General features: G+C 69.7%; 21 protein-coding genes. 15 read left to right on the forward strand and 6 right to left on the reverse strand.

The window, feature by feature from the left end; all coding sequences use genetic code 11:
* Positions 1 to 60: 60 nt before the first annotated feature.
* Entirely contained in the window at positions 61 to 1,611 is a 1,551-nt protein-coding gene (murJ, locus tag AMK58_RS06565) for a murein biosynthesis integral membrane protein MurJ (protein ID WP_059398745.1), read from the forward strand.
* Positions 1,612 to 1,614: 3 nt separating this feature from the next.
* On the opposite strand, the gene AMK58_RS06570 is transcribed toward murJ, so the two are convergent.
* A complete protein-coding gene (locus AMK58_RS06570; RefSeq protein ID WP_035673210.1) occupies positions 1,615 to 2,457 on the reverse strand; it encodes a sulfurtransferase in 843 nt (280 codons plus the stop codon).
* Between the two features lie 196 nt (positions 2,458 to 2,653).
* Here AMK58_RS06570 and fliN point away from each other — a divergent pair, with 196 nt between their 5' ends.
* The gene (fliN, locus tag AMK58_RS06575; protein WP_014240218.1) at positions 2,654 to 2,956 is read left to right on the forward strand and encodes a flagellar motor switch protein FliN; all 303 of its coding nucleotides are present in this window, start codon (positions 2,654 to 2,656) and stop codon (positions 2,954 to 2,956) included.
* 107 nt (positions 2,957 to 3,063) lie between these two features.
* Here fliN and AMK58_RS06580 read toward each other — a convergent pair whose 3' ends face one another.
* Complete coding sequence (locus AMK58_RS06580) at positions 3,064 to 3,345, reverse strand: DUF2312 domain-containing protein (protein WP_035673213.1); 282 nt, start codon at positions 3,343 to 3,345, stop codon at positions 3,064 to 3,066.
* Between the two features lie 186 nt (positions 3,346 to 3,531).
* Between AMK58_RS06580 and AMK58_RS06585 the strand changes: the two genes are divergently transcribed.
* Positions 3,532 to 4,764, forward strand: a complete 1,233-nt coding sequence (locus AMK58_RS06585; protein WP_059398746.1) for a diaminopropionate ammonia-lyase — start codon at positions 3,532 to 3,534, stop codon at positions 4,762 to 4,764.
* A 102-nt stretch (positions 4,765 to 4,866) separates the two neighbouring features.
* Positions 4,867 to 6,048 carry an aminotransferase gene (locus tag AMK58_RS06590; RefSeq protein WP_035673223.1) on the forward strand — a complete coding sequence of 394 codons (1,182 nt, stop codon included), beginning with the start codon at positions 4,867 to 4,869 and terminating at the stop codon, positions 6,046 to 6,048.
* 9 nt (positions 6,049 to 6,057) lie between these two features.
* Here the strand turns inward: AMK58_RS06590 and AMK58_RS06595 are convergent, their stop codons facing one another.
* Complete coding sequence (locus AMK58_RS06595; protein ID WP_035673226.1) at positions 6,058 to 6,723, reverse strand: ATP-dependent Clp protease proteolytic subunit; 666 nt, start codon at positions 6,721 to 6,723, stop codon at positions 6,058 to 6,060.
* A 281-nt stretch (positions 6,724 to 7,004) separates the two neighbouring features.
* Between AMK58_RS06595 and AMK58_RS06600 the strand changes: the two genes are divergently transcribed.
* The 10 genes from AMK58_RS06600 (at position 7,005) to AMK58_RS06645 (ending at position 21,811) form a co-directional block, all read left to right on the forward strand.
* Positions 7,005 to 7,730 (forward strand): CE1 family esterase, encoded by a 726-nt coding sequence (locus AMK58_RS06600; protein WP_143265643.1) that lies wholly within the window; start codon positions 7,005 to 7,007, stop codon positions 7,728 to 7,730.
* Positions 7,731 to 7,832: 102 nt separating this feature from the next.
* Entirely contained in the window at positions 7,833 to 8,687 is an 855-nt protein-coding gene (locus tag AMK58_RS06605) for an ABC transporter ATP-binding protein (RefSeq protein ID WP_051140198.1), read from the forward strand.
* Between the two features lie 24 nt (positions 8,688 to 8,711).
* The gene (locus tag AMK58_RS06610) at positions 8,712 to 9,521 is read left to right on the forward strand and encodes an ABC transporter permease (RefSeq protein WP_014240225.1); all 810 of its coding nucleotides are present in this window, start codon (positions 8,712 to 8,714) and stop codon (positions 9,519 to 9,521) included.
* 35 nt (positions 9,522 to 9,556) lie between these two features.
* A complete protein-coding gene (locus AMK58_RS06615) occupies positions 9,557 to 10,576 on the forward strand; it encodes an ABC transporter substrate-binding protein (protein ID WP_014240226.1) in 1,020 nt (339 codons plus the stop codon).
* A 121-nt stretch (positions 10,577 to 10,697) separates the two neighbouring features.
* Positions 10,698 to 11,129, forward strand: a complete 432-nt coding sequence (locus AMK58_RS06620) for an ArsC/Spx/MgsR family protein (RefSeq protein ID WP_035673230.1) — start codon at positions 10,698 to 10,700, stop codon at positions 11,127 to 11,129.
* A 51-nt stretch (positions 11,130 to 11,180) separates the two neighbouring features.
* Positions 11,181 to 13,262, forward strand: a complete 2,082-nt coding sequence (locus AMK58_RS06625; RefSeq protein WP_051140199.1) for a hybrid sensor histidine kinase/response regulator — start codon at positions 11,181 to 11,183, stop codon at positions 13,260 to 13,262.
* 13 nt (positions 13,263 to 13,275) lie between these two features.
* A complete protein-coding gene (locus tag AMK58_RS06630; protein ID WP_051140200.1) occupies positions 13,276 to 15,228 on the forward strand; it encodes a response regulator in 1,953 nt (650 codons plus the stop codon).
* A gap of 145 nt (positions 15,229 to 15,373) precedes the next feature.
* Positions 15,374 to 17,989 (forward strand): hybrid sensor histidine kinase/response regulator, encoded by a 2,616-nt coding sequence (locus AMK58_RS06635; protein ID WP_236778192.1) that lies wholly within the window; start codon positions 15,374 to 15,376, stop codon positions 17,987 to 17,989.
* Between the two features lie 14 nt (positions 17,990 to 18,003).
* Complete coding sequence (locus tag AMK58_RS06640) at positions 18,004 to 19,893, forward strand: response regulator (RefSeq protein WP_051140202.1); 1,890 nt, start codon at positions 18,004 to 18,006, stop codon at positions 19,891 to 19,893.
* A gap of 232 nt (positions 19,894 to 20,125) precedes the next feature.
* Entirely contained in the window at positions 20,126 to 21,811 is a 1,686-nt protein-coding gene (locus AMK58_RS06645) for a methyl-accepting chemotaxis protein (protein ID WP_059398748.1), read from the forward strand.
* Positions 21,812 to 21,836: 25 nt separating this feature from the next.
* On the opposite strand, the gene AMK58_RS06650 is transcribed toward AMK58_RS06645, so the two are convergent.
* Both AMK58_RS06650 and AMK58_RS06655 read right to left on the reverse strand, forming a co-directional pair.
* On the reverse strand, positions 21,837 to 22,685 hold the full coding sequence (locus AMK58_RS06650; RefSeq protein ID WP_035673234.1) for an alpha/beta hydrolase: 849 nt from the start codon (positions 22,683 to 22,685) through the stop codon (positions 21,837 to 21,839).
* Positions 22,686 to 22,762: 77 nt separating this feature from the next.
* Positions 22,763 to 23,407, reverse strand: coding sequence for a dienelactone hydrolase family protein (locus AMK58_RS06655; protein ID WP_035673238.1), 645 nt, complete (start codon positions 23,405 to 23,407; stop codon positions 22,763 to 22,765).
* A gap of 154 nt (positions 23,408 to 23,561) precedes the next feature.
* Here AMK58_RS06655 and AMK58_RS06660 point away from each other — a divergent pair, with 154 nt between their 5' ends.
* Complete coding sequence (locus tag AMK58_RS06660) at positions 23,562 to 24,056, forward strand: cupin domain-containing protein (RefSeq protein WP_236778193.1); 495 nt, start codon at positions 23,562 to 23,564, stop codon at positions 24,054 to 24,056.
* A gap of 33 nt (positions 24,057 to 24,089) precedes the next feature.
* On the opposite strand, the gene AMK58_RS06665 is transcribed toward AMK58_RS06660, so the two are convergent.
* Positions 24,090 to 25,541, reverse strand: a complete 1,452-nt coding sequence (locus AMK58_RS06665) for an FAD/NAD(P)-binding protein (RefSeq protein WP_059398749.1) — start codon at positions 25,539 to 25,541, stop codon at positions 24,090 to 24,092.
* Positions 25,542 to 25,691 lie beyond the last annotated feature (150 nt).

A 25,691-nucleotide genomic window follows, 5' to 3' on the forward strand; every position in this document is an offset into this window, starting at 1 on the left:
GCGTGACGCCGGCGGGGAAAACGCTAGGATGGCGCCGCCCATCAGAGGACCCGTACCACCGTGCTCCGCAACATCCTGTCCGTCGGCGGGCTGACGCTGGTCAGCCGCGTCCTTGGCTTCCTGCGCGACGTTCTGACCGCCGCGCTGCTCGGCGCCGGGCCGGTGGCCGACGCCTTCTTCGTGGCGTTCCGCCTGCCCAACCATTTCCGCGCCTTGTTCGCCGAGGGGGCCTTCAACTCGGCCTTCGTGCCGCTGTTCTCCGCCAAGCTGGTGCAGGACGGGCAGACCGCCGCCAAGCGCTTCGCCGAGGAGGTGATGAGCCTGCTGCTGGCGGTGCAGCTGCTGTTCCTGGCCGGCATCCTGGCGATCATGCCGCAGTTCATGACGGTCTTCGCGCCGGGCTTCTCGGACGAGCCGGAGAAGTTCCGGCTGGCCGTCCTGTTCACCAGCATCACCTTCCCGTACCTGCTGTTCATCTCGCTGGAATCGCTGCTCGCCGGCGTGCTCAACAGCATGGGGCGGTTCGGGGCGGCGGCGGCGGCGCCGATCCTGCTGAACCTGTGCCTGATCGCGGCGATGGTGCTGGCCGCGCCGCTGATGCCCACGGTCGGCCACGCCCTGTCCTGGGGCGTCTTCGCCGCCGGGCTGGCGCAGTTCCTGTACCTGTATTGGGAGGCGAGCCGGGCCGGGATGGGGCTGCGGCTGCCACTGCCGCGCCTGACGCCGGACGTGAAGCGGTTCCTGACCGTGCTGGGCCCGGCGGCGCTGGGATCCGGCCTGACGCAGATCAACCTGTTCGTCGACACGCTGATCGCCTCGCTGCTGCCGACCGGGGCGGTGTCCTACCTCTACTACGCGGACCGGCTGAACCAACTGCCGCTGGGCGTCATCGGGATCGCGGTCGGGACCGTTCTGCTTCCGGAAATGGCACGGCGCATCAAGGGCGGCGACGAGCCGGGCGCGGTGGAGAGCCAGAACCGGGCGGTGGAACTGTCGCTGGTGCTGACCCTGCCGGCCGCCGCCGCCTTCCTGGTCGCCGGCCTGCCCATCGTGTCGGTGCTGTTCCAGCACGGCGCCTTCGGCCCGACCGACGCGGCGCAGTCCGCCGCCACGCTGCAGGCCTACGCGCTGGGGCTGCCGGCCTTCGTGGTGATCCGCAGCCTCGTCAACGGCTTCTACGCCCGGCACGACACGGCGACCCCGGTGCGGGTGGCGCTGGCCGCGACGGCGGTCAACGTGGCGCTGAAGCTGGCCCTGATGGGACCGCTGGCCCAGGTCGGGCTGGCGGTGGCGACCTCCGTCGCCGCCTGGGTCAACGCCGGGCTGCTGGCGTGGCTGCTGACCCGCCGCGGGCTGTTCAAGGCCGATGCCCGGCTGCTGCGCAACCTGCCGCGCATGGCCATCGCGGCGCTCGCCATGGGCGGCACGCTGTGGCTGGTGCAAACCCAGCTCTCGCCCTGGCTGACCGCCCATGGGCTGTTCGAGCGTCTGGGCGGGCTGGTGTTGCTGGGCCTTGCCGGCCTGCTGGTCTACGCGGTGCTGGCGGTCGCGCTGGGCCTGCTGCGCCGGTCGGACCTCGGGCGGTTCCGCCGGCGCCGCAAGAGCGTTTAACGCTTAAGCCGCCGGCCCGTTCTTGACCGGGCGGGCCGGGTCGGCGGTCCATTCCGACATCGACCCGTCATAGAGGCGGACCCCATCGATCCCCGCCACCTCGCTCAGCGCGAACCAGGACACCGAGGCGAGGTGGCCGGTGTTGCAGAAGGTGATCGTCGCGTCGCCCGTCCCGGCCTGATCCGCCAGCGCCTTCACCGCGTCGGCGGGGAGGAAGCGCTTCTCGGCGGCGGAGTAGAAGGCGCCGTTCTCGATCAGCACCGCCCCCGGCAGCGTGCCCGGAACGCGGGCTTGCGGGCTCTTGGCCTTGCCCTCGAACTGCTCGGCGGAGCGAGAATCCAGAAGCGGGACGGAGCCGCCGGTCACCGCCGCCACGACCACGGGCAGGGGCGCGCGCAAGTCCTCGCGGGGGGCTGCGGTGAAAGTGGTGGCGGGGCGGGTCGCGGCAGCCGTGACGACGGGATGGCCGGCGTCGCTCCAGGCGACGAAGCCGCCGTCCAGCACCGACACGCGGTCATGGCCCAGCGTCTTGAAGGTCCAATAGACGCGCGTCGCGTTTCCCATGTCGGCGGCGCTGAGACCACTGGCGACCAGAACGACGTGGTCCCCGTTGCCGATTCCCAGCCTACCGATCAGACCTTCCAGAACGGCGGTCTCGGGCAGCAGGCCCGGCACCCCGTCCACCGTCGCCCGCCAGCCGGCCTTGGCGTAGTCGGAATGGATCGAGCCGGGGATGAAGCCGCCCGACGGCGGCGTGCGCACGTCCAGAACCACGAGGTCGGGGCGGTCGAGGGCGCCCTTCAGCCAGGCGCTGTCCACCAGCGGGCGTTGGGAATCGGTCGTCATGGCTCTGCCTTCGCGGCTGGTTTCACGTTTGGCAGGCAGGGTATCAACACATAGCGGCGCGGGAAAACCAAATCTGCGCTGTTGTTTCCCATCCTTGTCGCAGGGTGTCGCGACGGTCGCCGTTGCCCCGGCGCGCCTGGTGCGGTAACTCTAGTCGGTTGGAAGGGTCCGGTGACCCGGGGTGAAGGAGTGCGGCATGGCCAACATCGACGATCTGCTGGGCGCCGGCTCGTCCGACGACATGAGCAGCGACGCCTTCGCCATCGGCGACGCGCCGGTCGAGATCAAGGTGGTCATCGGCACGGCCATGCTGCGCGTCCGCGACCTTCTGAAGCTCGGCCGCGGCGCCGTCGTGGAATTGGACCGGCACCTGAAGGACCCGACCGACGTCTATGTGGAGGGCGTCCTCGTCGCCCGCGGCGAGGTGGTCATCGTGGACGACAAGATCGGTGTCACCCTGACCGACTTCGTGAAATCCAGCCGCGAGTGGAAGCGCTAAGGTTTCAGCGCTTCGATGCGCTTGCGCAATGACATGTTCCGGAAGCGAAACGACATGTTGCGCTCCCGGAACATTCATGATGCGGCTTCGCAACGATCCTTACGGCGTCACTCGGCCGGCTCGGGAACCACGATGTCCAGCGGTGTGCCGGTGGCGTGGGCGTAGAGCATCAGGTCGTTCAGCAGTTCGGCTTCCTGCTCGCCGGCGTCCTTGCGGCGGATGGCGACCAGCTTGTCGAGCGCCTTGATGTTGAAGCCGGCGGATTTGACCTCGCTGCGCAGGTCCTTCAGGTCGGCCTTCAGGCCGTCGATCTCGTCCATCAACCGCTCCATGCGGTCGGCGAACTGCTTCAATTGGTCGGCGGCGGTGATGTTGAAACCGGTCGTCACGACGGAACCATCTCCTTGAGGAACGGGGACCCCGCCGCCTTCGGCTTCCTGACCGGACCGCGGGGGAGGCGCTGTTAGCACAGCTCGCGGCGCTTTGTCCGGGGACAACGCGCGTGGCTTGACGCGGCGTGGCCGGCAATGCTTTCGTGGCGGCGGCCGTCCTTGCGGCGCTGGAGAGCGAACACAATGTCCGACCTGCCGCCGCTTGGCGCCCCGCGTCTCTTCTCGAATCCGCGCGCCGACACGGACCGGCCCTACGGGCCCGCGGAACGGGCGATCCTGAGCCGCGCCGCCTTCCAGGACGCGATGAGCGAGATCGGCGCTTGGCCGGGCTACGCCCCGACCCCGCTGCGCTCGCTGAGCGGGCTGGCTCGCGCCGCCGGCATCGACCGCATCTGGTACAAGGACGAGAGCAGCCGCTTCAACCTGCACAGCTTCAAGGCGCTGGGCGGCGCCTACGCCGTGCTGCGTCTTCTGGTGCGCGAGGTGCAGGCCCGCGTGCCCGGCGTGCCGGTGACCGCGCTCGATCTGGTGGTCGGGCGCTACGCCAAGGTGACCCGCGGCATCACGGTGACCACGGCAACCGATGGCAACCACGGCCGCTCCGTCGCCTGGGGCGCGCAGGTGTTCGGCTGCGGCTGCGTCATCTACATTCCCGGCAACTGCTCGCAAGGGCGGCAGCAGGCAATCGAAACCTTCGACGCCCGCGTCGTCCGCGTCGCCGGCAACTACGACGACGCGGTGCGGCAGGCCGCGGCGGACGCGCGGGAGCATGGCCGGCACGTCGTCTCCGACACCTCCTACACCGGCTACATGGACATCCCGCGCGACGTCATGCAGGGCTACACCGTGATGGTGGAGGAGGCGATCGGCCAGCTTCCGGCCAGCGAGCGCCCGACCCACGTCTTCGTGCAGGGCGGGGTGGGGGCCTTGCCCGCCGCCGTCTGCGGCCATCTGTGGGAAAGCTGGGGCCGCCAGCGCCCGCGCTTCGTGGTGGTGGAGCCGCACGCCGCCGACTGCCTGTACCAGAGCGCCGTCAACGGCCGTCCGACGCCGTCCAAGGGCGACCTGGAGACGCTGATGGCCGGGCTGGCCTGCGGGGAGGTGTCCCTGCTGGCCTGGGCGATCCTGGAGCGCGGGGCCGACGATTTCCTGACCATCCCCGACGACGCGGCGGTGGCGACCATGCGTCTGCTGGCCGAGGGGCGGCACGGCGGGCGGCCCATCGTGGGCGGGGAGTCCGGCGTGGCGGGTCTGGCCGGCCTGCTCTGCGCCGCGGCGGACCCGGCGACCCGCGCCAGCCTGGGCCTCGCCCCGGACGCCCGCGTGCTGGTCTTCGGATCGGAAGGGGCCACCGACCCCGAGGTCTATGAGTCCCTGGTGGGCCGCAAGCCGGACGCGGTGCTGGGCAGCGCCTGACCGTCTTGCGCGTTCTCCTGTTCTGGTCCCTTGCGCGAGCCCGGCGGGGCGGTCCACCATGCGCCCCATAAAAATCGGACCCCGCAGACTGGACATCAGGGAATGGACCGCAGAGACGTCAACCCGCTCGTCGCCGCCACCGAGGCCCCGCCCATCGCCGAGGCGTGGCGCTGGGTCGAGGGCCGCAGCTTTCCGGCGGACAAGCCGCTGATCGACCTCTGTCAGGCGGTGCCCGGCTATCCGCCGGCCGACGCGCTGACCGCCCATCTGGCCGAGCAGGTGCGGGCGCCGGACACGGCGCGCTACACCGCCATCGACGGCATCCCGCCTCTGACCGCCGCGCTGGCCCGGCGTACCGGATCGCTTTATGGCGGCGAGGTGACGGCGGGCGAGGTGCTCATCACCGCCGGCTGCAACCAGGCCTTCGCGGTGGCGGTGATGGGGCTGGCGCGGGCCGGCGACAACGTCATCCTGCCCGCCCCCTGGTACTTCAATCACAAGATGACGCTGGACATGCTGGGCATCGAGGCCCGGCCGCTGGCGCTGCGCGAGGAGAACGGGCTGATCCCCGACCCGGCGGAGGCCGAGCGGCTGATCGACGCCGGCACCCGCGCGCTGGTGCTGATCTCCCCCAACAACCCGACCGGCGCCATCGCCCCGCCCGACGCCATCGCGGCGCTTTACGAGCTGTGCGAGCGGCGCGGTGTGAAGCTGCTGCTCGACGAGACCTACCGCGACTTTCCGGATTGGGAGGGGCGGGCGCCGCACGGGCTGTTCCAGCGACCGGGCTGGCAGCGGACCCTGGTCCAGCTCTACAGCTTTTCCAAGGTCTACAGCCTCGCCGGCTACCGGGTCGGCGCGGTCATCGCCGACGCCGGCCTGCTGTCCCAGGCGCGCAAGGTGATGGATTGCCTCGCCATCTGCGCCCCGCATGTCGGGCAGAAGGCGGCGCTGTACGGGCTGGAGAATCTCGACGGCTGGGTGGCGGAGAAGCGCGGCGACATCCTGGCCCGCGTCCACGCCTTCCAATCGGCGATGGAGGCCAGCGGCACCGGGTACCGCATCGCCAGCATCGGCGCCTATTTCGCCTATGTCCGGCATCCCTTCGCCGGCAAACGCGCCCACGACGTGGCCGAGGGACTGGCCCGCGATCACAACATCCTGTGCCTGCCCGGTTCCATGTTCGGTCCCGGCCAGGACGATTACCTGCGCTTCGCCTTCGCCAACGTCGACGCGGCGGTCATGCCGGAGATCGCCCGGCGTCTCGTCGAGAGTGAACGGTAAAACAGCCGGTCAGCGGATCAGGTGGGTGACGATGTTGGCGCCCACCGCCGCCAGATGGTCGGCGTTGTCGCGGTAGTCGAGGCTGCCGGAGAAGCCGCCGGCGGCCCGCACCCGCTCGATCCAGGCCGGGGCGGCGCCCAGCGCGACCAGACGCTTCACCATCTGGTCGGTGGAGCGCAGCGTCATGCGGCCGTTCTCGGCCAGACGCGGGGCGTGCACCATGAACTCCGCGGTCGGCGCGGCGTAGCGCGGGTAACCGGCCAGATAGAGGCCGACGCACATGCTCTCGCAGGACTGGCCGCCGGCCACGCGGGTGGCGACGGCACGCCCCGCCTGCCGTTCCGCCAGCATCAGGTCGATCATGCGGTAGCCCGCGGTGGTGAAACCGCCGGGGCTCGACAGTTCGACCACCACCGGCTGGCCGACCGGCACGCTGCGCAGCGCGTCGGAGAAGCGCTGCTCCACGGCCGGCGTGATGATGCCGTCGAGCCGCAGCGTCGTGGAGTCCATCTGATCGACACGGACCAAGGTGGCGTCGGGGAAGTCGGAGGCGACGGGCGCCGGCGCCGGGTTTGGACGGTTCACCGACAGGCTGTCGGCGGTCGCGGCGCCCGACGAGCCGACGGCCAGCAGCAGCCCCAGAACCATCATGCGTGCAGTCGCGCGAACCGGCATCGAAACCTCCTTGCTCTGGGAAGGAGGGTGCCGGGAAATGCTTGCGTGTTGGTTAACGCGGAGCCTGTCCGAACGTGCAACGTCCTTTGCCACAGGCTGTTTATGGAGGAAGTCGGTCAATCGGGCTGTGAATGGTGAAACAATTTTGCGCATTTTGCGCCGCGACCATGCTGATTCTGTGGGCCTTCCAGGGCTTATCGGCGGAATTGGTTAATAATGTGGCGCCGCAGCAATTATCGCGCGGCTGTGAAGCGCCAGCCCCGGCAACAGTGCCCGACCATGTGTCACTGGACGGTGCGGCGCGCGGCATGATCGTGGCCGTTCCGGAAGCTTATCGCCCCGACCGTCCGCACAGCCTCGTCGTCGCCTTCCACGGACGGACCAACAGCAACGCCGAGGTGCGGCGCTACTTCGGCCTGGAAGGGGCAGGGGAGGAACCGGCGATCATCGTCTATCCCGCCAGCCTGAAGGACGCCCGCGGGCTGAACGTCTGGTCCGATCCCGGCGACCCGCCGGACCGGCTGCGCGATTTCCGGCTGTTCGACGCCGTCCTGGAGAGCATGGCGGCGGCCTACTGCCTGGACCTGGGCCGGGTGTTCGTGGTCGGCCATTCGCTGGGCGGGTCCTTCGCAAACAGTCTCGCCTGCGCGCGAGGCGGGGTGATCCGCGGGCTGGCCAGCCTCGGCGGCGGGTCGGCAAGGCCCAAGGACTGCGGCGGGCCGGTCGCTGCCATGGTCCTGCACAACCCGCGCGACGAGCAGGTGCCGTTGTCCGAAGCCCTGCGCCTGCGCCGTGCGTTGCTGGCCCAGGACGGGTTGCCGACGGGAAGCGAACCGGACGAACCGCGCCGTTTCAATTGCCGCCGTTACGGCGCCGAGGGCGAGACGAACTTGGTTCTGTGGTGCCCGCTGGCCGACGACCGGACGCGCAACGGGCGCTTTTACCCGCACCAATGGCCACAAGGGGTGGGTGCGGCGATCATGGGGTTCTTCGCCAGACTGGAGTGACTCCCATCGTCATCGGAAACAATTGTTTGCGCCACCCATTGCCGCAACCGCCTCATTCCGCCAAGATGCCGTGAAAACGACCATCAGGGACGGAACGTATTGATGTCAGACAGCGCCGCCGTGGCGGCCGCCCTGCGGACGGAGGGGGCGGACAAGGCCGCGCTCCGCCTGGACGGCGTGACCTGCACCTTTCCATCGCCCGACGGACGCGGGCAGACCTACACGGCGGTTCAGGGCGTGACCCTGTCGGTGGCCGCGGGGGAGTTCGTGTCCATCGTCGGGCCGACCGGCAGCGGCAAATCGACGATCCTGAACGTGGCGGCGGGGCTTCTCGCCCCCAGCGCCGGGCGCGCCCAGACCTTTGGGGAGCCGGTCGATGGGATCAATCCGCACGCCGGCTACATGTTCCAGGCGGACGCGCTGATGCCCTGGAAGTCGGCGCTTGAGAATGTCGCCGCCGGGCTGGAGTTCCGCGGCGTGCCGCGGCGCGAGGCGGAGGAGCGGGCGCGCCCTTGGCTGGCCCGCGTCGGGCTGGACCGTTTCGGCGACCGCTACCCCCACCAGCTCTCCGGCGGCATGCGCAAGCGGGTGGCGCTGGCCCAGACGCTGATCGTCGATCCCAAGATCGTGCTGATGGACGAGCCCTTCTCGGCACTCGACATCCAGACGCGGCAGCTGATGGAGAACGAGCTGCTCGACCTGTGGTCGGCGGACCGCAAGTCGGTGGTCTTCATCACCCACGACCTGGAGGAGGCCATCTCCATGTCCGACCGGGTGCTGGTTCTGTCCGCCGGCCCCGGCGCCCGGCTGATCGGCGAGTACCGGGTGGATCTGGAGCGCCCACGCGACGTGGCGGAGATCCGCATGACGCCGCGCTTCCTCGACCTGCACCGGGAGATCTGGGGGCAGCTGCGCGAGGAAGTGCTGAAGGGCTATGCCCAAACCAAACTGAAATGACGTCCAAGCCGACGTGAGGACCCCATGGCCGTGGCCCGTGTGAAACGCCTGCCGAGCCGCCCGGTGATCCTGCTGCTGCAGGTCGCCGTGCTGATCGGCTTCTTCCTGATCTGGCACGTCCTGACCGCGACGAAGATCCTGAGTCCCTTCTTCTTCGGCACGCCGCTGGCGGTGCTGGAGCGCACCTGGAGCGACTTCGCGTCCGGGGTGATCTGGTACCACCTGGGCATCACCCTTCTGGAGACGGCGCTGGCCTTCGTCATCGGCACGGTGGCGGGCATCGCCTTCGGTTTCTGGTTCGCCCGCGCGCCTTTGGTCTCCATCGTCTTCGACCCCTACATCAAGGCGGTCAACGCGCTGCCCCGCGTGGTGCTGGCGCCGATCTTCGCGCTGTGGCTGGGCCTCGGCATCTGGTCGAAGGTGGCGCTGGGGGTGACACTGGTCTTCTTCATCGTCTTCTTCAACGTCTACCAGGGCGTGAAGGAGGTCAGCCCGGTCGTGCTGGCCAACGCGAAGATGCTGGGGGCGAGCAACCGGCACCTGTTCCGGCACGTCTATCTGCCGTCCGCCCTGTCCTGGGTCTTCTCCAGCCTGCACACCGCGGTCGGCTTCGCCATGGTCGGCGCGGTGGTGGGCGAGTATCTCGGCTCCGCCGCCGGCCTCGGCTACCGCATCCATCAGGCGGAGGGGGTGTTCGACACGGTCGGCGTCTTCTCCGGCATGCTGGTGCTGACGATCTTCGTCGTGGTGATCGACGCCGTGGTGACCGTCATCGAGAAACGCCTTCTGCACTGGCGCCCGCAGGAGGCGCAGACGACCAACGCGCAGGGATGACCGCGCCATATAGAAAGAAACTTGGGAGGGAAGCCATGCGTATGAAAAGCGTGATCGCCGCCGCGGCGGTGGTCCTGGCCTTCGGCATCGGCGGGGCGAACGCCCAGCAGGTCGAGAAGAAGGACCTGAAACTGGCGGTCGGCGGCAAGCCGCTGCTCTATTACCTGCCGCTGACGGTGGCCGAGCGGCTCGGCTACTTCAAGGAGGCCGGGCTGAACGTCGAGATCAACGACTTCGGCGGCGGCGCCAAGAGCCTCCAGGCGCTGGTCGGCGGCTCGGCGGACATTGTGACGGGCGCCTTCGACCATACGGTGCAGATGCAGGCCAAGGGCCAGCCGATCACCGCCGTCGCCCTGCTGGGCCGCTATCCGGGCATCGTTCTGGCCGCGGTGAACAAGGCCGGCACGATCACGTCGATTAAGGAGCTGAAGGGCAAGAAGATCGGCGTGACCGCCCCCGGCTCCTCGACCAACTTCATGGTCAACTATCTGCTGACCCAGCACGGCATGACGCCGGAGGATGTGTCCTTCATCGGCGTCGGCGGCGGCCCCAGCGCGGTGGCCGCGGTGAAGCGCGGCGAGATCGACGCCATCGCCAACCTCGACCCGGTGATCAGCCAGTTGGAGGCCGACGGCGACGTCACCACCATCGCCGACACCCGGACGGAGAAGGGCACGCTGGACACCTACGGCGGGCCGTACCCGGCGGCGGTGCTCTACACCACGCCGGCCTTCATCAAGGAGAATCCGAAGACCACCCAGGCGCTGGTCGACGTCTTCGTGCGGACGCTGAAGTGGCTGGATCAGGCCAAGACCGAGGATGTGCTGAAGGTCCTGCCGCCGGAATACTTCCTCGGCAACCAGACGCTCTACGCCCAGGCCTTCGAGCATTCGAAGCCGACCTACTCGCCCGACGGCCGCTTCTCCCAGGAAGGGGCGGAGGCCGCCTACAAGGTGCTGAAGGCTTTCGACAAGGCCGTTGCCGCGACGGACATCGACCTGTCCAAGACTTACACCAACGCCTACGTCGAGGACTCGCTGAAGCGCATCAAGTGATTGGCGAACAGCCGATCCGCTCGACAATCCGGGGGTGCGACATTCCGTCACCGGCACCCCCGGTTCCCGCGCCGGTAGACTGGACCTAATTCGTCCTGTTTCGATGCGGAGCACCAACCCCATGACGGAAGTCATCTTTTACGGTCTGTCGGGCTGCACGGCGAACGCCAAGCAGAAGCTTCAACTCCAGGCCGCCGGCCACACGCTGGTGGAGCGCGATCTGGCCGCCGAGCCCCTCACCGCTGAAACCCTGCGCCCCTTCTTCGAGGACCGTCCGGTCGAGGACTGGTTCAACCGCCGCGCCGCCGCCGTGAAGACCGGCGCCGTGAAGCCCGACGAACTGGACGAGGAGTCGGCGCTGGCCGCCCTGCTGGCCGACCGCGACCTGATCCGCCGCCCGCTGCTCCAGGTCGGGGCGGACCGCAAGGCCGGATTCGACCCCAACACGCTGCACGCCTGGATCGGCCTGACCGCGTCCGGCGAAAGCTGCGACGACAAGCATTCGCGCGGCGTCTGCGACCACGGCCATCACCATTTCCCGAAGCAGGGCTGAGCGCGGAATCAACTGGCGGGGGGACCGGGGGGAATGGTTGAATGCCGGGCTATGGACCGGCCTGACCAAGAGCTTGCGGAACTCCTCGACACCCTGGGCGCGCGGCTGTCCGCCGCGCCGCCCGGCGCGCTGGCTCATCTGCGGGAGCCGTTACGGGCGCTGCGGAATCAGCTCGACGCCGTCGTAGAGGCCCCGGTGAACCCTCATCTGGGCGAAGGCGTGGGCGAGGCGCATTTCCGTGCCCTGCTGTCCGACGCCATCGGCTGCGTGTCCGAAGGCTTCGTGCTGTTCGGCGCCGACGGGCGGCTGGTGCTGTGCAACGACCGCTACCGCGCCGCCTATCCGCTGCTGTCCGACCATCTGGCTCCCGGCGTCCGTTTTGCCGACCTGCTGCGGGTCGCGGTGGAGCGGGGGGCGGCCGGCGACGATCTCGGCGACCCGTCCGACTGGATCGCCGAGCGGCTGAACCGCCACACCCGCAGCGGGCCGCCGACCGACCACCAGCTCGGCGACGGGCGCTGGTACCGCATCAGCGAGCACGCCACGCGCTTCGGCGGTGTGGTCAAGATCCTCACCGACATCACCGAGCTGAAACGCCACGAGGAGGCGCTGGCCGACAGCGAGGCGCGCTACCGCCGGCTGGTCGAGATGGCGCCCTACGGCATCCTGATCTGGGACGGGCTGCGGCTGCGCTTCGCCAACCGCTCCGCCGCGCTGATTTTGGGCAGCGGTGATCCCGAGGCCATGCTGCGCATCCCGCTGGTCGAGGCGACGGAGTTCGAAGGGGTGCAGCGCCTGTTCGACTGGCTGCCCCCGCCCGGCAGCGGCCTGGAAGCCCCGCCGCCGGTCGAGGCCCGCTTCGTCACCGCCCAGGGCGCCCTGCGCGAGCTGGAGGTCGGCATCCATCCCTTCGCGGTCGAGGGCGAGGCGGCGTGGTTCCTCGTGCTCATTGACATCACCGGACGCAAGCAGGCGGAGCGGGCCATCCAGCAGGCGCAGAAGATGCAGGCCATCGGCCAGCTGGCCGGCGGCATTGCCCACGAGTTCAACAACATGCTGACGGCCATCGGCGGCTTCGCCCAGATGGCCCGCCGCGCTCCGCAGGACCGCCCGCGGGTCGAGCAGTGCCTGACCGAGATCGTCAAGGCGACCGACCGCGCCTCCGGCCTGACCGCCCAGCTTCTCAGCTTCGGGCGGCCCGGCCAGACGGACGCGGCGCGGCCCGTGCGCGTCGGCGCGGTGATCGACGATCTGCGCCGCTTCCTCGGCCCCACGCTGGGCGAGCGCCACCCGCTGCGGATCAAGGGTGCCGGGGGAGGGGCGGTGGTGACCATCGACCCCGCCCTGCTGCACCAGTCACTGCTCAACCTCGTGCTCAACGCCCGCGATGCCATGCCCGACGGCGGGCCGATCACCATCGCGGTGGAGCGGACGGACGATCTGGGAGTCACCATCACCGTTGGCGACACCGGTTGCGGCATCGACCCGGCGGTGATCGACCGCATCTTCGAACCCTTCTTCACCACCAAGGAGCCGGGGGCCGGAACCGGTCTGGGGTTGGCGCTGGTCTATTCCACGGTCGCGCGGGCGGGCGGCGCGGTGGAGGTGGACACGGAGCTGGGGCGCGGCACCGTCTTTACGCTCCGCTTCCCGGTGGAGGACGTCGCGGAGCCGGAGGACACGGACGTCCCGGGCTTGGACGACGCGTTCTTCCTCGACGCGGAGGACGACGAAATGGAGGGTCTGTCGATGGCCGCCACCGTCCTGCTGGCCGAGGACGAGGCGCAGGTGCGCGACTTCATCCGCCTGACGCTGGAGGACATGGGCATGCGGGTGGTCTGCGCCGCCGACGGCACCGAGGCCCTGCGCGCCTACGCCGACCATGGCGGGGCCTTCGACCTGCTGGTGACCGACCTGGTGATGCCGCAGGTCGGCGGGGCGTCGGTGGCCCGTGCCCTGCGCCGGGAGAATCCGGACCTGCCGGCCGTCCTGATGTCCGGCTACCCGCCGGAAACGGAAAGCCTGGACGACCTGCTGGCCGACCCGAAATCAGGCGGGCGCCGCATCGTCTTCCTGCGCAAGCCGATCAACCCGGACGAGTTGGCCGACACGATCCACGCGCTGCTGATCTGATGGCTGGGCATCGATGAGCGCCGTGCCGCCGCCTTCCTCTCTCCCAACCGACGGCATTCCCATCGGCGCCTACGACGTCGACGCGCTCCTCGGCGAGCTGAGCGGCGACGCGCCGGAGGAGTCGCCGGAATCCGCCGTCTGCGTCCGGGTCGAGGAGGTCTTCGCCCCTGCCGCGCGATTCCTGATCGCGGAGGAGCTGGCGGAGTTCCTGGAGGCGCGCGGCATCACCCCCACCGAATTCCTGCACAAGGTGGAGCCGCAGCGCTCCTTCCTCGACTGGCCGCGCCGCGCCCTGGTGCTGGAGCGGGTGGCGCAGCGGCAGGCCCGCCCCGGACGCCGCTCCCCCGCCATGCGGCTGGAGGAGCTGAAGCGGCTGGAGCAGGAAGTGCTGGCCGTCACCGCCCGGCGCGCCCACAGCGGCACCTCCCTGTCCATCGACGCCAAGCAGTTCGCCGCCACCGTGGCCCAGACCATGGCGCGGACACCGGGATTCCCCGGACGCCATACCATCGATTGCTGGCTGTCCGCCTGGCTGGGGGAAGGGCGCAACCACGAGCTTCGGCTGGTGCGAATCCTCTCGCTCGACGGGGACGGGCTGTCCGGCGAGGGCATCGCCATCCTCGACCAGATCGTCGGCGAGATGCTGGCCAACGGGCTGGTGGTCGAGGCGCTGTTCGGCTGGGCGGACGGGCTGCGCGGCGTGCTCGACGCCATGGCGATGGTCTGGCGGGGCGAGGCGCCGTCGCACCCCGACGCCCCGGCGGTCCTGCACCGGCTGTCCGCCTTCGTCGCCCGCCATCAGGCGCGCGCCGCCCGGCTGGGGCTGGAGGCCGGGGTTCACCACGCCCTGCTCGGCGACGCGCCGCTGTCCGGCACCAAGGCGGAGCCGAACAGCGTGGCGGCGGTGCTGGACGAGCTGTCGGCGATCAGCCTTCTCGCCTCGCGCCTGACCGTGAAGGGCGGGGTGATCGGCGGGGAGCGCACGACACGGCTGATCGACCGGCGGGTGGCGCTGCTGCTGTCCGGCGCGCGGCTGGAGGCGGTGCTGCACGCCAAGAGCCACTACGCCCGCATCGTCGATCTGCTGGCCTTCGAGGGGGCGGTGTCGGGGGAGCGCAGCCGGCGCATGATCGTCGCCCACCTGCGCCGCCATCTCGAGGCCCGCGACTTCACCCAGCGCCTGTTCGAGACGGCCCGCACGCCGCGCGCCCGCATCAAGGCGCTGGCCGACCTGCAGCGGCGCGTGGCGCGTTCCACCCTGCCGGACGGCCTGCGCGAGCGCTACGTCCGCATGCTTGACGAGATCCAGAACACCTTCCTGCGCACCAACAAGGTCTTCGCCCGGATCGCCAAGGACCGGCCGCCCCACGTCGACGAGGTCATGGAGTTCGCCAGCCTGCTCGCCGAGGGCGCCTTCACCGAGGGGAAATGCGTGGCGGCGGCGCGCGAGCTGGTCGGGCACCATGTCCGCTCCACCGCCTTCCTGCGCGGCTACCTCGCCCGCTGCAAGGACGCGACGGAGCAGCGGGCCGACCGCTTCGCCCAGTTCTTCGCCACGCTGGCCGGCGCCGGCCTGCCGATGCGCGCCATGAACACGCTGCGCGTCCTGCTGGCCGACGACGAGCCGGCCGCGCGCGGCTATGTCGAGATGATCCTGCGCGACCTCGGCATCACCGACCTGACCATCGCCCAGGACGGGCGCGAGGCGCTGACCCGATTCGAGGAGCGGCAGGGCGCCTTCGACCTCATCGTCTGCGACTGGAAGATGCCGCGCCTGTCGGGGCTGGAGTTCCTGAAGCTGGTCCGCGCGGTGCGTCCCGACATGCCCTTCCTGATGGTCACCGCGCTCGCCACCATCATCGCGGTCGAGGAGGCCATGGCCCACGACGTCACCGCCTACATCGCCAAACCCTTTTCTCCCGAACAGCTCGAAGAGAAGATTCTGGTTCTGGTGAACCGGCGCTGAGCGGTGGAAATCGTATGCTCACGGTAGAATCCGACCGTACGAAGGCGAACAGCGAAACGGGCTGTTAACGGCTCCCCTCCTATTACGGGTCTATGCAGATCGCGCCTTGCGCGGCGGTACACCCATGACGATGGAGCGGGGCTCCGTGGATCTTTCCGGCCGGGGCGGACTGCCCCTCACCGACACCGACCGTGCCGCCCGGCCGAGCGGGGAACCGGCGCCACGCCGCGGGCTGGGCGGGCTGACCGACCTGCTGTTCCTCATGCTCGGCGCCGCCGGCCTGCTGGCCGTGATGATGCCGGAAGAGGGGCGCGACCGGTTGATGCTGCCGCTCGGCGTGATGACGCTGGCGATGGCGGCGCTGGCCGTGCTGTCGGTGCGCCGCGCCCGCGCCGCGGCGGCCGCCCTGGACCGCTCCGCCCGCCTGCTGCGCGCCGCCAACGAGGAGCTGGCCGCCAGCCGCCAGCGATTCCGGGACTTCGCCGAGGCCGCGTCCGACTGGTTCTGGGAAAGCGCTCCCGACCACCGCTACACCTACGTGTCCGAACGGCTGTCGGAGATTCTCGGCGGCGATCCGGCGCCGGTGTTCGGCGATTCCCTGCTCGACCTCGGCGCGCTGGTCGAGGACACCGACACCTGGCTGGACCATCTGGCCGACATCGAGGCAGGGCGGGCCTTCCGCGACCTGGAGGTGACGCTGCGCGACGGGGCGGGCGACACCCGCGTCTTCCGCATCAGCGCCCAGCCCTTCACCGACGCAGACGGGCGGTTCGCCGGCTACCGCGGCACCGGCATCGAGACGACCGCGGAGACGCTGGCCCTGGTCGAGGCCCGCTTCATGCAGTCGGTGGTGCACGATGCGCTGTCCAGCATCTCCGAGGGATTCGTGCTGTTCAGCCCGGACGACCGGCTGATATTCTGCAACGAGCGTTACCGCAGCGCCTATCCGAATCTTGCCGACGTGCTGGTGCCCGGCACCGCCTTCAAGGACATCCTGCGCGCCGCCGCCGAGCGCGGCGGGTACGAGGGCGACGACCGCGAGATGGCCGACTGGATCGCCGAGCGGATGAAGCGCCATCTGCTGCACACCGATCCGGTGGACGGCCGCCTGTCCGACGGGCGCTGGTACCGCATCAGCGAGCACGCCACCGGCTCCGGCGGCATCGTGAAGATCCTGATGGACATCACCGAGCTGAAGCGGCGCGAGGAGCAGCTCGCCGGCCAGACGGAGCGGCTGGAGGCCACCGTCAGCGCGCTCAGCGAGAGCGAGAAGCGCTACCGCCAGCTGGTCGAGCTGGCCCCCTACGGCATCGTCATCTGGGACCGCCGGGCCATCCGCTTCGGCAACGCCGCGGCGGCGTCCATCCTGGGCGTGGGCGGCAGCGGCAGGTTGGAGGGGGTGGACCTCAACCGCTTTATCGTCGAGGCGGAGACCGTGACGACGCGGCTGGGGCTGGGCGCGGAAGGCGAACACCAGCGCGTGGAATGCGCGATCGCCCGCCCGTCTGGCGAGCAGCGCCATGTGGAGATCGGCGCCTTCCCAGCGGTCTATCAGCGGGAGCCGGCGGTTCTCCTGGTTCTGAACGACGTGACCGAACGCCGCCGCGCCGAGGCGGAGCTCCAGAAGTCGCAGAAGATGGAGGCGGTGGGCCGCATGGCCGGCGGCATCGCCCACGAGTTCAACAACATGCTGACCGCCATCGGCGGATTCGCCCGGCTGGCCGAGCGGGCGCCGGACGATCCGGGGCGCGTCACCACCTGCGTGCGGGAGATCGCCAAGGCGTCCGACCGGGCCGCCGCGCTGACCGCGCAGCTTCTCGACTTCTCGCGCCGCCGTCCGTCGGACGAGACGGAGGTGGTGGCGCTGGCGCCGCTGGTGCGCGATCTCAAGGTCTTCCTGAAGCCGCTGATGAGCGCCGGCATCGACCTGGACATCCGTATCGGCGACGGGGAGGCGCACGCCGTCGCCAACCCGGTGATGCTGAACCAGGCCATCCTGAACCTCGCCCTCAACGCGCGCGACGCCATGCCGGACGGCGGGCGCCTGACCATCGCGCTGGACAGCGCCCTGCCGGATGCCGGCTTCTTCGGGCGGCACGGCGCGCTGGCGCACGGCCGCTACGCCGTGATCCGCGTCATCGACGAGGGCTGCGGCGTGCCGGAGGCGGTGCGCGACCGCATCTGGGAGCCCTTCTTCACCACCAAGGAGCCGGGCAAGGGCACCGGCCTCGGCCTGTGGATGGTCTACGGCACTGCCCAGCAGGCCGGCGGCGCGGTGGAGATGGAGGCCGGGCCGGACGGGCGCGGCAGCGTCTTCTCCATTCATCTGCCCGCCGTTCCCGCTCCCGTTCAGGCCGGTTCGCTGGCGGACGGGCTGGGGCTGGGCGAGGACGAGGGGGCCGCCATCCTGCTGGTGGACGACGAAGACTCCGTGCGCACCTACGTCCGTTTGGCGCTGGAGGAGGCCGGCTGCACGGTGACGGAGGCGGTGGACGGGCTGGACGCGCTGGAGCGCTGGGACGAATGCGGCGGGCTGTTCGACGCCGTGGTGTCCGACATGTCGATGCCCCGCATGAACGGGCTGGAATTGAGCCGCGCCCTGGCGGAGCGCAACCCCGACCTGCGCATCCTCTTCCTGACCGGCTACGCGTCCCATGAAACGGCGGCGGACATGACGGCACAGCCGGGCCGCCGGATCGTCATGAAGCCAGTGGCCCCGGACCGCCTGATCGAGGCGGTGCGCGGGCTGCTGGCCGAATGAGACGGGGTTAGGGCATGGCATCGGACCAGAGCATCGCGGACGGCCGGGACAGCGGTCGTGACCTGGACACGGATGGCGGGAGCGACACCGCCGTCTGCCGGATCCCAGACGATTTCTACACTCCGCAGGGCCGCGACAGCATCGGCCGGCACTGCCAGCGCTATTTCGACGAGAACGCGCTGACGCCGACCGAGCTTCTGCATTCCCCCCGCCACCAGCAGAGCCTGTCGAACATCCCGACCTTCGTCGCCATCCTGCAGCAGGCGGAACGGGCGATGGACCGCAAGGGCGCGCTGACCGCTCTGGTCAACGAGGTCGCCCGGCTGACCCGCGAGCGGCTGAAGGACGCCCAGCCGCCGGACCTGACGCCGGCCACCTACGCCGCCACGGCGGAACGGCTGATCGCCGCCCGCGACGCCTTCACCGGGCGCTTCATGGTCGATGCGGCGCTGACCACGCACCTGTACCAGGGCCGCAGCTTCGCCGAGAAGGCGCGGCTCCTGCTGGAGCTGGCGGACGGGCTGGAGGACGCCGACGCGCTGGCGCCGCTCGACCGGCTGCTCGGCGAGATCCTGCGCAGCGACACCGGCACCGCCTCCTGCTCCCTGGACACGCCCTTCGTGGACCGGGTGGACATGATCGTGTCGCTGATCGCCGGGGACAAGCCGCTGTCCGACGAGGCGCCACCGGTCTTCAGGGGGCTGGAGACGCTGGTGCGCCGCACGGCCATGCCGGTGCTGAGCGACAGCCTGATCGTCGCGCTGCGCCGGGAGTTGTCGAAGCCCGACCGCTTCACCATCACCAGCGCCGGCGATCTGTTCGGCGTCGAGGCGGTCCAGCGGGAAATCATGGCGCTGAGTCAGGTGTCCCAGCGGCTGCGCACGGGGGAGGGCTATTTCGGTGGCGCCCGGACGGAGGCGGCGCTCCAGCGGCGCAGCGCGCTTCTGGTCAACGAGGACACGCTGCCCGAGATCACCAAGGGGCGGACGCTGATGCAGAAGCTCCGCATCTTGTTCGTCCTGCAGAAGATGCCCCTGTCGCCGAGCGCCGAGCGGGCGGTGAACGGCTACCTGACCCAGTTCTTCGACGGGCGGGATTTCGCTGGGCGCCTGCTCGATTGCTGGAAGGAGAGGACCGAGAAGCTGAAGGGGCTGTCGGAGGTCCAGAAGCTCGTGCTCGACAGCGCCTTCGCGGAGGATGCCCGTGAGCATATGGCCGGGCAGATCGACGAGATCCAGAACGCCTTCATCCGCACCCAGCGCCTGCTGAGCCCCCTTCAGGGCAAGGACGAGCCGAACCCCGATACCGTGCTGGAGATGGTGCGGCTGGCCGGTGACGGTGCCTTCTGCCGCGGCAAGAGCCGGGCGGCGGTCGCCAAGGCGCTGTACCGGCAGGTGCACCGGCCGCGCTTCGTGCGCTCCTTCCTGCTGGGCGCCACGGGAGGCAAGGAGCGCTCGGCCCGGGCCTCCTGGATGCGCGGGGCGCTGGGGGTGATCGGTGTGCCTTTCATCGACCTCGGCGCCATCCGTGTTCTGGTCGTCGACGACGAGGACGGGCCGCGGCACTTCGTCGAATCGGTGCTGCGCGACCTCGGCATCGGCCACATCGAGACGGCGGCGGACGGCCAGGAGGCGCTGCTCCGGCTGGCCGGGGACGGGGCGTACGACCTGATCGTCTGCGATTGGATGATGCCGAAGGCCAGCGGCCTGGACGTTCTGCGCCGGGTGCGCGAGGTGCGGCGCGATCTGCCCTTCCTGATGGTGACGGCGCTCGCCACCCTGAAGGCGGTGGAGCGGGCGCTGGCCCACAATGTCAGCGCCTACATCGCCAAACCCTTCACCCCGGAGCAGCTCGAGGAGAAGGTCTTCCTTGTCCTGACGCAAAAATCAGCCCCAGGCGCCTGAACGGGACAGAACAGATCCAGACTTGGTAACTTTCAAACCAAGCGAGAGTTATCAATTTTTCGACAGATCAAATAAAAAATTCGTAACGGAAGTTCTATGTTGATTGGTTGCGCGTTGAGCCTAACGAAGTAAAACCATTAATGAATGAGTCATAATTTCTCTTATAGCATTCCGGCAAATGAACGGCCGGCGCGCAATCGGTCATTGGCGCGCATTTGTCGGAAGGGTTGTCATGTTCGATAATTTGTCCATCCGTTCGAAGTTATGGGGATTGGTGGCTCTGGCGAGCATCGCGTCGGCCGCCATCGTCGGTGCCGGCCTCTGGCTGAATTACCAGCGCATGCACGCGGACCGCGTTCAATCCCTGCGCTTCATGGTGGAGGCCGCCCACAGCATGGCCGCCGCTTACGAGGCGGAGGCCACCGCCGGCCAGATCACGCGGGAGGAGGCGCAGGCGCGCTTCAAGCGGTCGCTTCTCGGCATGCGCTACGGCGGGCAGGAGTATCTGTTCGCGATCACGCTGGATGGCTTCGGCTTCGCCCACCCCAGCCCGAAGCTGATGGGACAGGACGTGTCCGGCGTGAAGGACACCAAAGGTGCGCCGATCCTGATGGACATGGCGCGGATCGCCAAGACGACGGGGGAGGGAACCTACGGCTATTTCTGGAACGTCGCCCCGAACAGCAACGAGACGGCAGCGAAGCTGTCCTACATCAAGCTCTTCCAGCCCTGGGGCATCTACATTGGGACGGGGGTCTTCATCGATGACATCCGCGGCGCCTTCCTAAACACGCTGTGGACGGTTCTGGCGGTGGCGGGCCTTCTGGCGGTGCCGGCGGTCTGCCTGATTGCGCTGGTCGGGGTGCGGCTCAGCGCCACGATCCGCAGCCTCAGCACCCGCATGCACGCCCTGGCGGAGGGTGACCTCGCCGTCGCCTTTCCCGAGGCGAGCCGACGCGACGAGATTGGCGCCATGGCCAGCGCCGCCCGTGTGTTCCTGGGCAACGCCGAAGAAAAGAAGCGCCTGGAGGCCGATCAGGCCGCCGCTCTCCGCCGCTCGGAGGACGACAAGCGCCGCACCCTCGCCGGTCTCGCCGAGCGGTTCGAGCGGAGCGTCGGCGAGGTGATGAAGTCGGTGTCGCTTGAAACCGAGGAGATGGAGCGCGAAGCCCAGGAAATGACACGGGCCGCCGGGCAGACCGACCGGCTGGCAGGCGCTGTGACGGCGGCGACGGAACAGACTTCGGTCAACGTGCAGACGGTCGCCGTGGCGACGGAGCAGTTGTCCGGGTCGGTGGGCGAGATCAGCCGCCGGGTCGCCGATGCCTCGCGCATCGCGCGGGAGGCCGCCACCGCGTCTGAGCGCGCCACCGGCAAGGTGACCGGGTTGGCCGAGGCGGTCGGACGGATCGGCACCGTGGTCAGCCTGATCAACGACATTGCGGCGCAGACCAACCTGCTGGCGCTCAACGCCACCATCGAAGCGGCCCGCGCGGGCGAGGCCGGCAAGGGCTTCGCGGTGGTCGCCGGCGAGGTGAAGAGTCTCGCAAGCCAGACCGCCCGCGCTACCGAGGAGATCGCTGCCCAGGTGTCCGGCGTCCAGTCTGCGACCGGCGAAGCCGTGGCGGAGATCGGCGGGGTGGCGCGGGTAATCGAGCAGGTGAACGGGATCGCCACGATCATCGCCTCAGCGGTGGAGCAGCAGGGTGCGGCGACCCAGGCGATCAGCCGCAACGTCCAGCAGGCCGCCGAAGTCACGCGCGAGGTGGCGCGCGACATCTCCGGCGTGACCGCCGCCGCCGGGCAGTGCGGGAAAATGGCCTACGCCGTGCTGGAGGCGTCCCGGCAACTGGCCCAGCAGTCGGAAACCCTGAACGGCGAGATCGGCGGCTTCCTGCGGACCCTGCGTACGCAGTGAGCGGTGACGCGCCGCGCCGCGCCGGTCAGTCGGCGGCGGCGCGGACGCCCGTATCCGGAGTCCTTCTCTGCGGCGCCGGTTTCTTCAGCACTGCCGTCTCCACCCAGTCCGCGATGTGGCCGGCAACCGATTCCCAACCGGGTTCGAGCATCATGCTGTGCCCCATCGCGGGGAAGAAGACCGGCTCCGTCCGAAACGCGCGGGCGGTGGCCTCGACCTGATCCTTGGGAATCAGCCGGTCCTTCTCCGCGCCCAGCACCGCCACTGCAACACCGCGGGCTGGCAGGAGCGGGAAGGGAATCCAGCCGCCGATGTCGAGAAGCACGCGCTGCGACTCCTCCTGCATCAGCGGTTCGTAGCGCTTGGCCATCTCCAGCGGCACCTGGTCGGAGAACATGGCGCGGCGCACTGCCTCCGCTTCGATGCCGTTGGAGAAGGTCATCAGCATGCCCATCTGTTGGAACACGTAGGGATCGCTCCACGCCAGCCGCATCGTCGATTCCAGCAGGCCGTGCGGCGGGGCGGAGGCCATCAGGACCGCGCCCGGGAAGCGGCGGCGGATCAGGGCCCGCTGGACCACCATGCCGCCCATGGAGTGGCCGATCAGCACCGGCGGGGCGGAGCAGGCGTCCGCGGCGGTCAGAACATCCTCGATGTAATCGGCGATGCCGAAACTGTTCAATCGCTCCCGCCCCTCGCTGGCGCCGTGGCCGCGCAGGGAAACGGCGTGCGCCTCCCACCCCTGTTCGGCGAACCAGGGCAGGAAATGCTCGTCCCAGATCCAGGCGCCGCAGAAGGCGCCATGGACGAACAGCAGGGGCACCGGCTTGGCCGGTCCGGCGGGGCGGTGGCTGAGAATTTCGAGCTGGGGCATGGGCGGTCCGATCCGGGTGCCGCGATGCGGCAGGGAAACCAGAGGTAGCCCGCATCGCTCCCGCTGTCGACCCGCGCTCAGCCGTTGGCAGCCTTGAGCAGATGGGTGGTGAACCAGGAGCGCGCGGAATCGGCCACCTGATCCAGTTTTCCGGTTTCTTCGAACAGACGGCCGGCCCCCGGCACGATCTCCAGCGCCTTGACGCAGTGAAGCCGGGCAAGCGCGTCGTTGTTGAGGTCCAGCGCCGGCGCGTCCTTGCCGCCGACCATCAACAGGGTGGGGGCGGCGACGGCGTTCAGCCACTCCCCCGCGAGATCGGGGCGCCCGCCGCGGCAGACCACGGCGCCGATGCCGTCATGCTCCGCGGCGCGCCCTGCCGCGATCAGCGCCGACGCCGCCCCGGACCCGGCGCCGAAGAAGCCGATGGGCTTGCGCTCCACCGCGGTGGTCGCGCGCAGGTGGCGGACGGCCAGCAGCAGGCGCTCGGACTGGCGGTGGACGTCGAACTGGTTGGCCGGGTCGGCCTTCTCCTCCTCCGTCTGCAGATCCATCAGCAGCGTCGCAAATCCCGCGTCCCGCAAACGCGCGGCGACGCGGACGTTGCGCGGGCTCGTCCGTCCGCTGGAGGTGCCGTGGGCGAAGATCACCGCAGCCGCGAAGCCGGCGGGTGCTCCGAATTGTCCCGCAAGGCCGAGCGGTGGAATGTACAGCGTCGTCTCCATGCGCTTTCCCCCTTCCGTTGGGCCTTGCCTCGACGAGGTTTCCGGCCGGTGGCTTAACAGGCCGGATGGTCCGTCCGTGCCCGATGGCCTACAGTGACGTTCCCGGATCAATTCCAGAGATCGGTATCGATCCCCGGTGAAGGGAGACCCACCTTTGTCAGACAACCCCACCGCCCCCGTCATTCCCCCAATGCCTCCGGTGCTCGACCCCGCCGCCGTCGGGGCGAAGCTCGGCGCCACCGGCTACCCGGAGCCGTTCCGTGCCGCGGTCGCCGGGCGCCTGCGCAAGCGGCTGGGCAACCCGCTGGGGATCACCAACTTCGGCGTGAACCTGACCCGGCTGGAGCCGGGCGCCGCCTCCGCCCTACGGCACTGGCACACCCGCCAGGACGAGTTCGTCTATGTGCTGGACGGCGAGCTGACCCTGGTCACCGACGCCGGCGAGACGATCCTGCGCCCCGGCATGTGTGCCGGCTTCCCGGCCGGAAAGCCCGACGGGCACCAGCTCGTCAACCGCTCCGACGAGCCGGCGGCCTACCTGGAGGTCGGCGACCGCACCGCCGGGGACGAGGCGCATTACCCGGACGAGGACCTGCGCTACGACAGCGCGACGGATCTCTTCACGCACCGCGACGGTACCCCTTGGTGAGCGGAGCGGGGATGCGGTCCGGTATCCCCTCCGTCAAGGCACCGCCCGCGCGCGCAGCAGCGCCGGCTCTCCCGGAGGATAGACGGACCGCCGCAGCTCCGCGATGTGCCGGGCGGCCTGGGCGCACTGGGTGCGCAACTCGGGAACCGCGGTCATCTCCCAGAAGGGCGGGCGACTGATCGGGCCGAGCGCGAACAGCCGGTCCGATGCCCGACCGTCCTCACCGATCAGGGCACCGTCCACGGTGACGTCCAATCCCAGCCGCAACGGGTCGGGCCGCGCCAGACCGCGCGTCAGCAGCGCCTTGACCAGCGGGTGGCCGATCCGGCTGAAATCGCACTCGGTGCCGGTGGCGTTGACGATGGCCCCCACCGTCCGGGTCCAGACGGTTCCCTCCGCCCCACGGGCACGGACGGTCGCCTCCACCCCGTTCGGAGCGAGGCTCAGCGTCTGCAGGCGGCCGGCGCGGATGGCCAGCCGCCCATTGGCGCAGAGGGCGGCGATGCGGGCCGCCACCTCGGGCGCGATGCGATGGCGATGGATCTCCCAATAAGGGCGGACATGGCGCAGGAAGCGCCGCCGCTCCTCCGTCGGCAGGCGGCTCCAGATCAGGTGATGGTAGGGACGCAGCGCGTCGAAGGCCGACCGCCAGTCGAACCCCGCTTCCCGCGCGCGGCGGACGTCGGCCTTCAGGGCGATCATCACGTCCAGCACGGTGCGCGGCATCACCTGAGGGTGGATGAAACTCTTGAAGGGCCGCGTCTCCTCGTGCGTCTGGGGCAGCAGGCCACGGCGCGACAGGGCGACAATCGGGCCACGATGCCCCTGGTCCTCCAGGGATAGGACAGTGTCCACCATGGTCAGCCCGGTTCCCAGGATCAGCACGGGCGCGTCGGGGGCGATCGTGGCCAGTGCCGGCCAGTCCCAAGGTGAAGCCACGTAGCGGCTTGAGGCGTAGACTTCCGGCGCCGAAACCGGTGGCGGCGAGGGGGCGAAGTTGCCGACGCAGAGAACCGCGGTGTCCACCGACAGGCTGGTCCCGTTGCCCAGCCGCAGCCGGGTGCCCCGCGCGTCCGACGCGATGTCCACCGCCTCCGCCTGCGACACGGTGAGCGAGACGTGGGATGGGGCGGCTGTCACGGCCTCCCGCAGGACGTCCTGGATGTAGGCGCCGTAGCGGGCGCGCGAGACGAAGGCATGGCCGCTGGGCGGCACCGCTCCGGCCCCGTCATCCTGCGCCCACAGCCAGCGCAGGAAATGCCGCGGGTCATCCGGATAGGCGCTCATGTTGTAAGCGCGCACGTTCAACAGATGGGCGGCGTTGGGCGTGGAATAAGCAAGCCCGGCGCCGACGCTGGGCGTGCGTTCGATCAAGTGCAGGCTGGTCGGCTCATCGGCGTGGCGCATCAGGTGTGCGGCGAGGACGCTGCCGGTAAAGCCGGCCCCGATGATGGCGATGCGGCGTTTCGAAGGGCGTGCTGACAACGTCGTCGCTCCTCTGCTCTGGCCGTACGGAGGGGGCGGTGATCCGGCGCCGTGGCGCCGGGAGGCCCGGCCGGCCACTGTTCGGTGCAGGATTGTACAGGTCAACCGCTATTCCGGTGTATCATCTCCCTCCTGGCACCGTCGGTGAAG

Source organism: Azospirillum brasilense (assembly GCF_001315015.1).
Classification (GTDB): Bacteria; Pseudomonadota; Alphaproteobacteria; order Azospirillales; family Azospirillaceae; genus Azospirillum; species Azospirillum brasilense.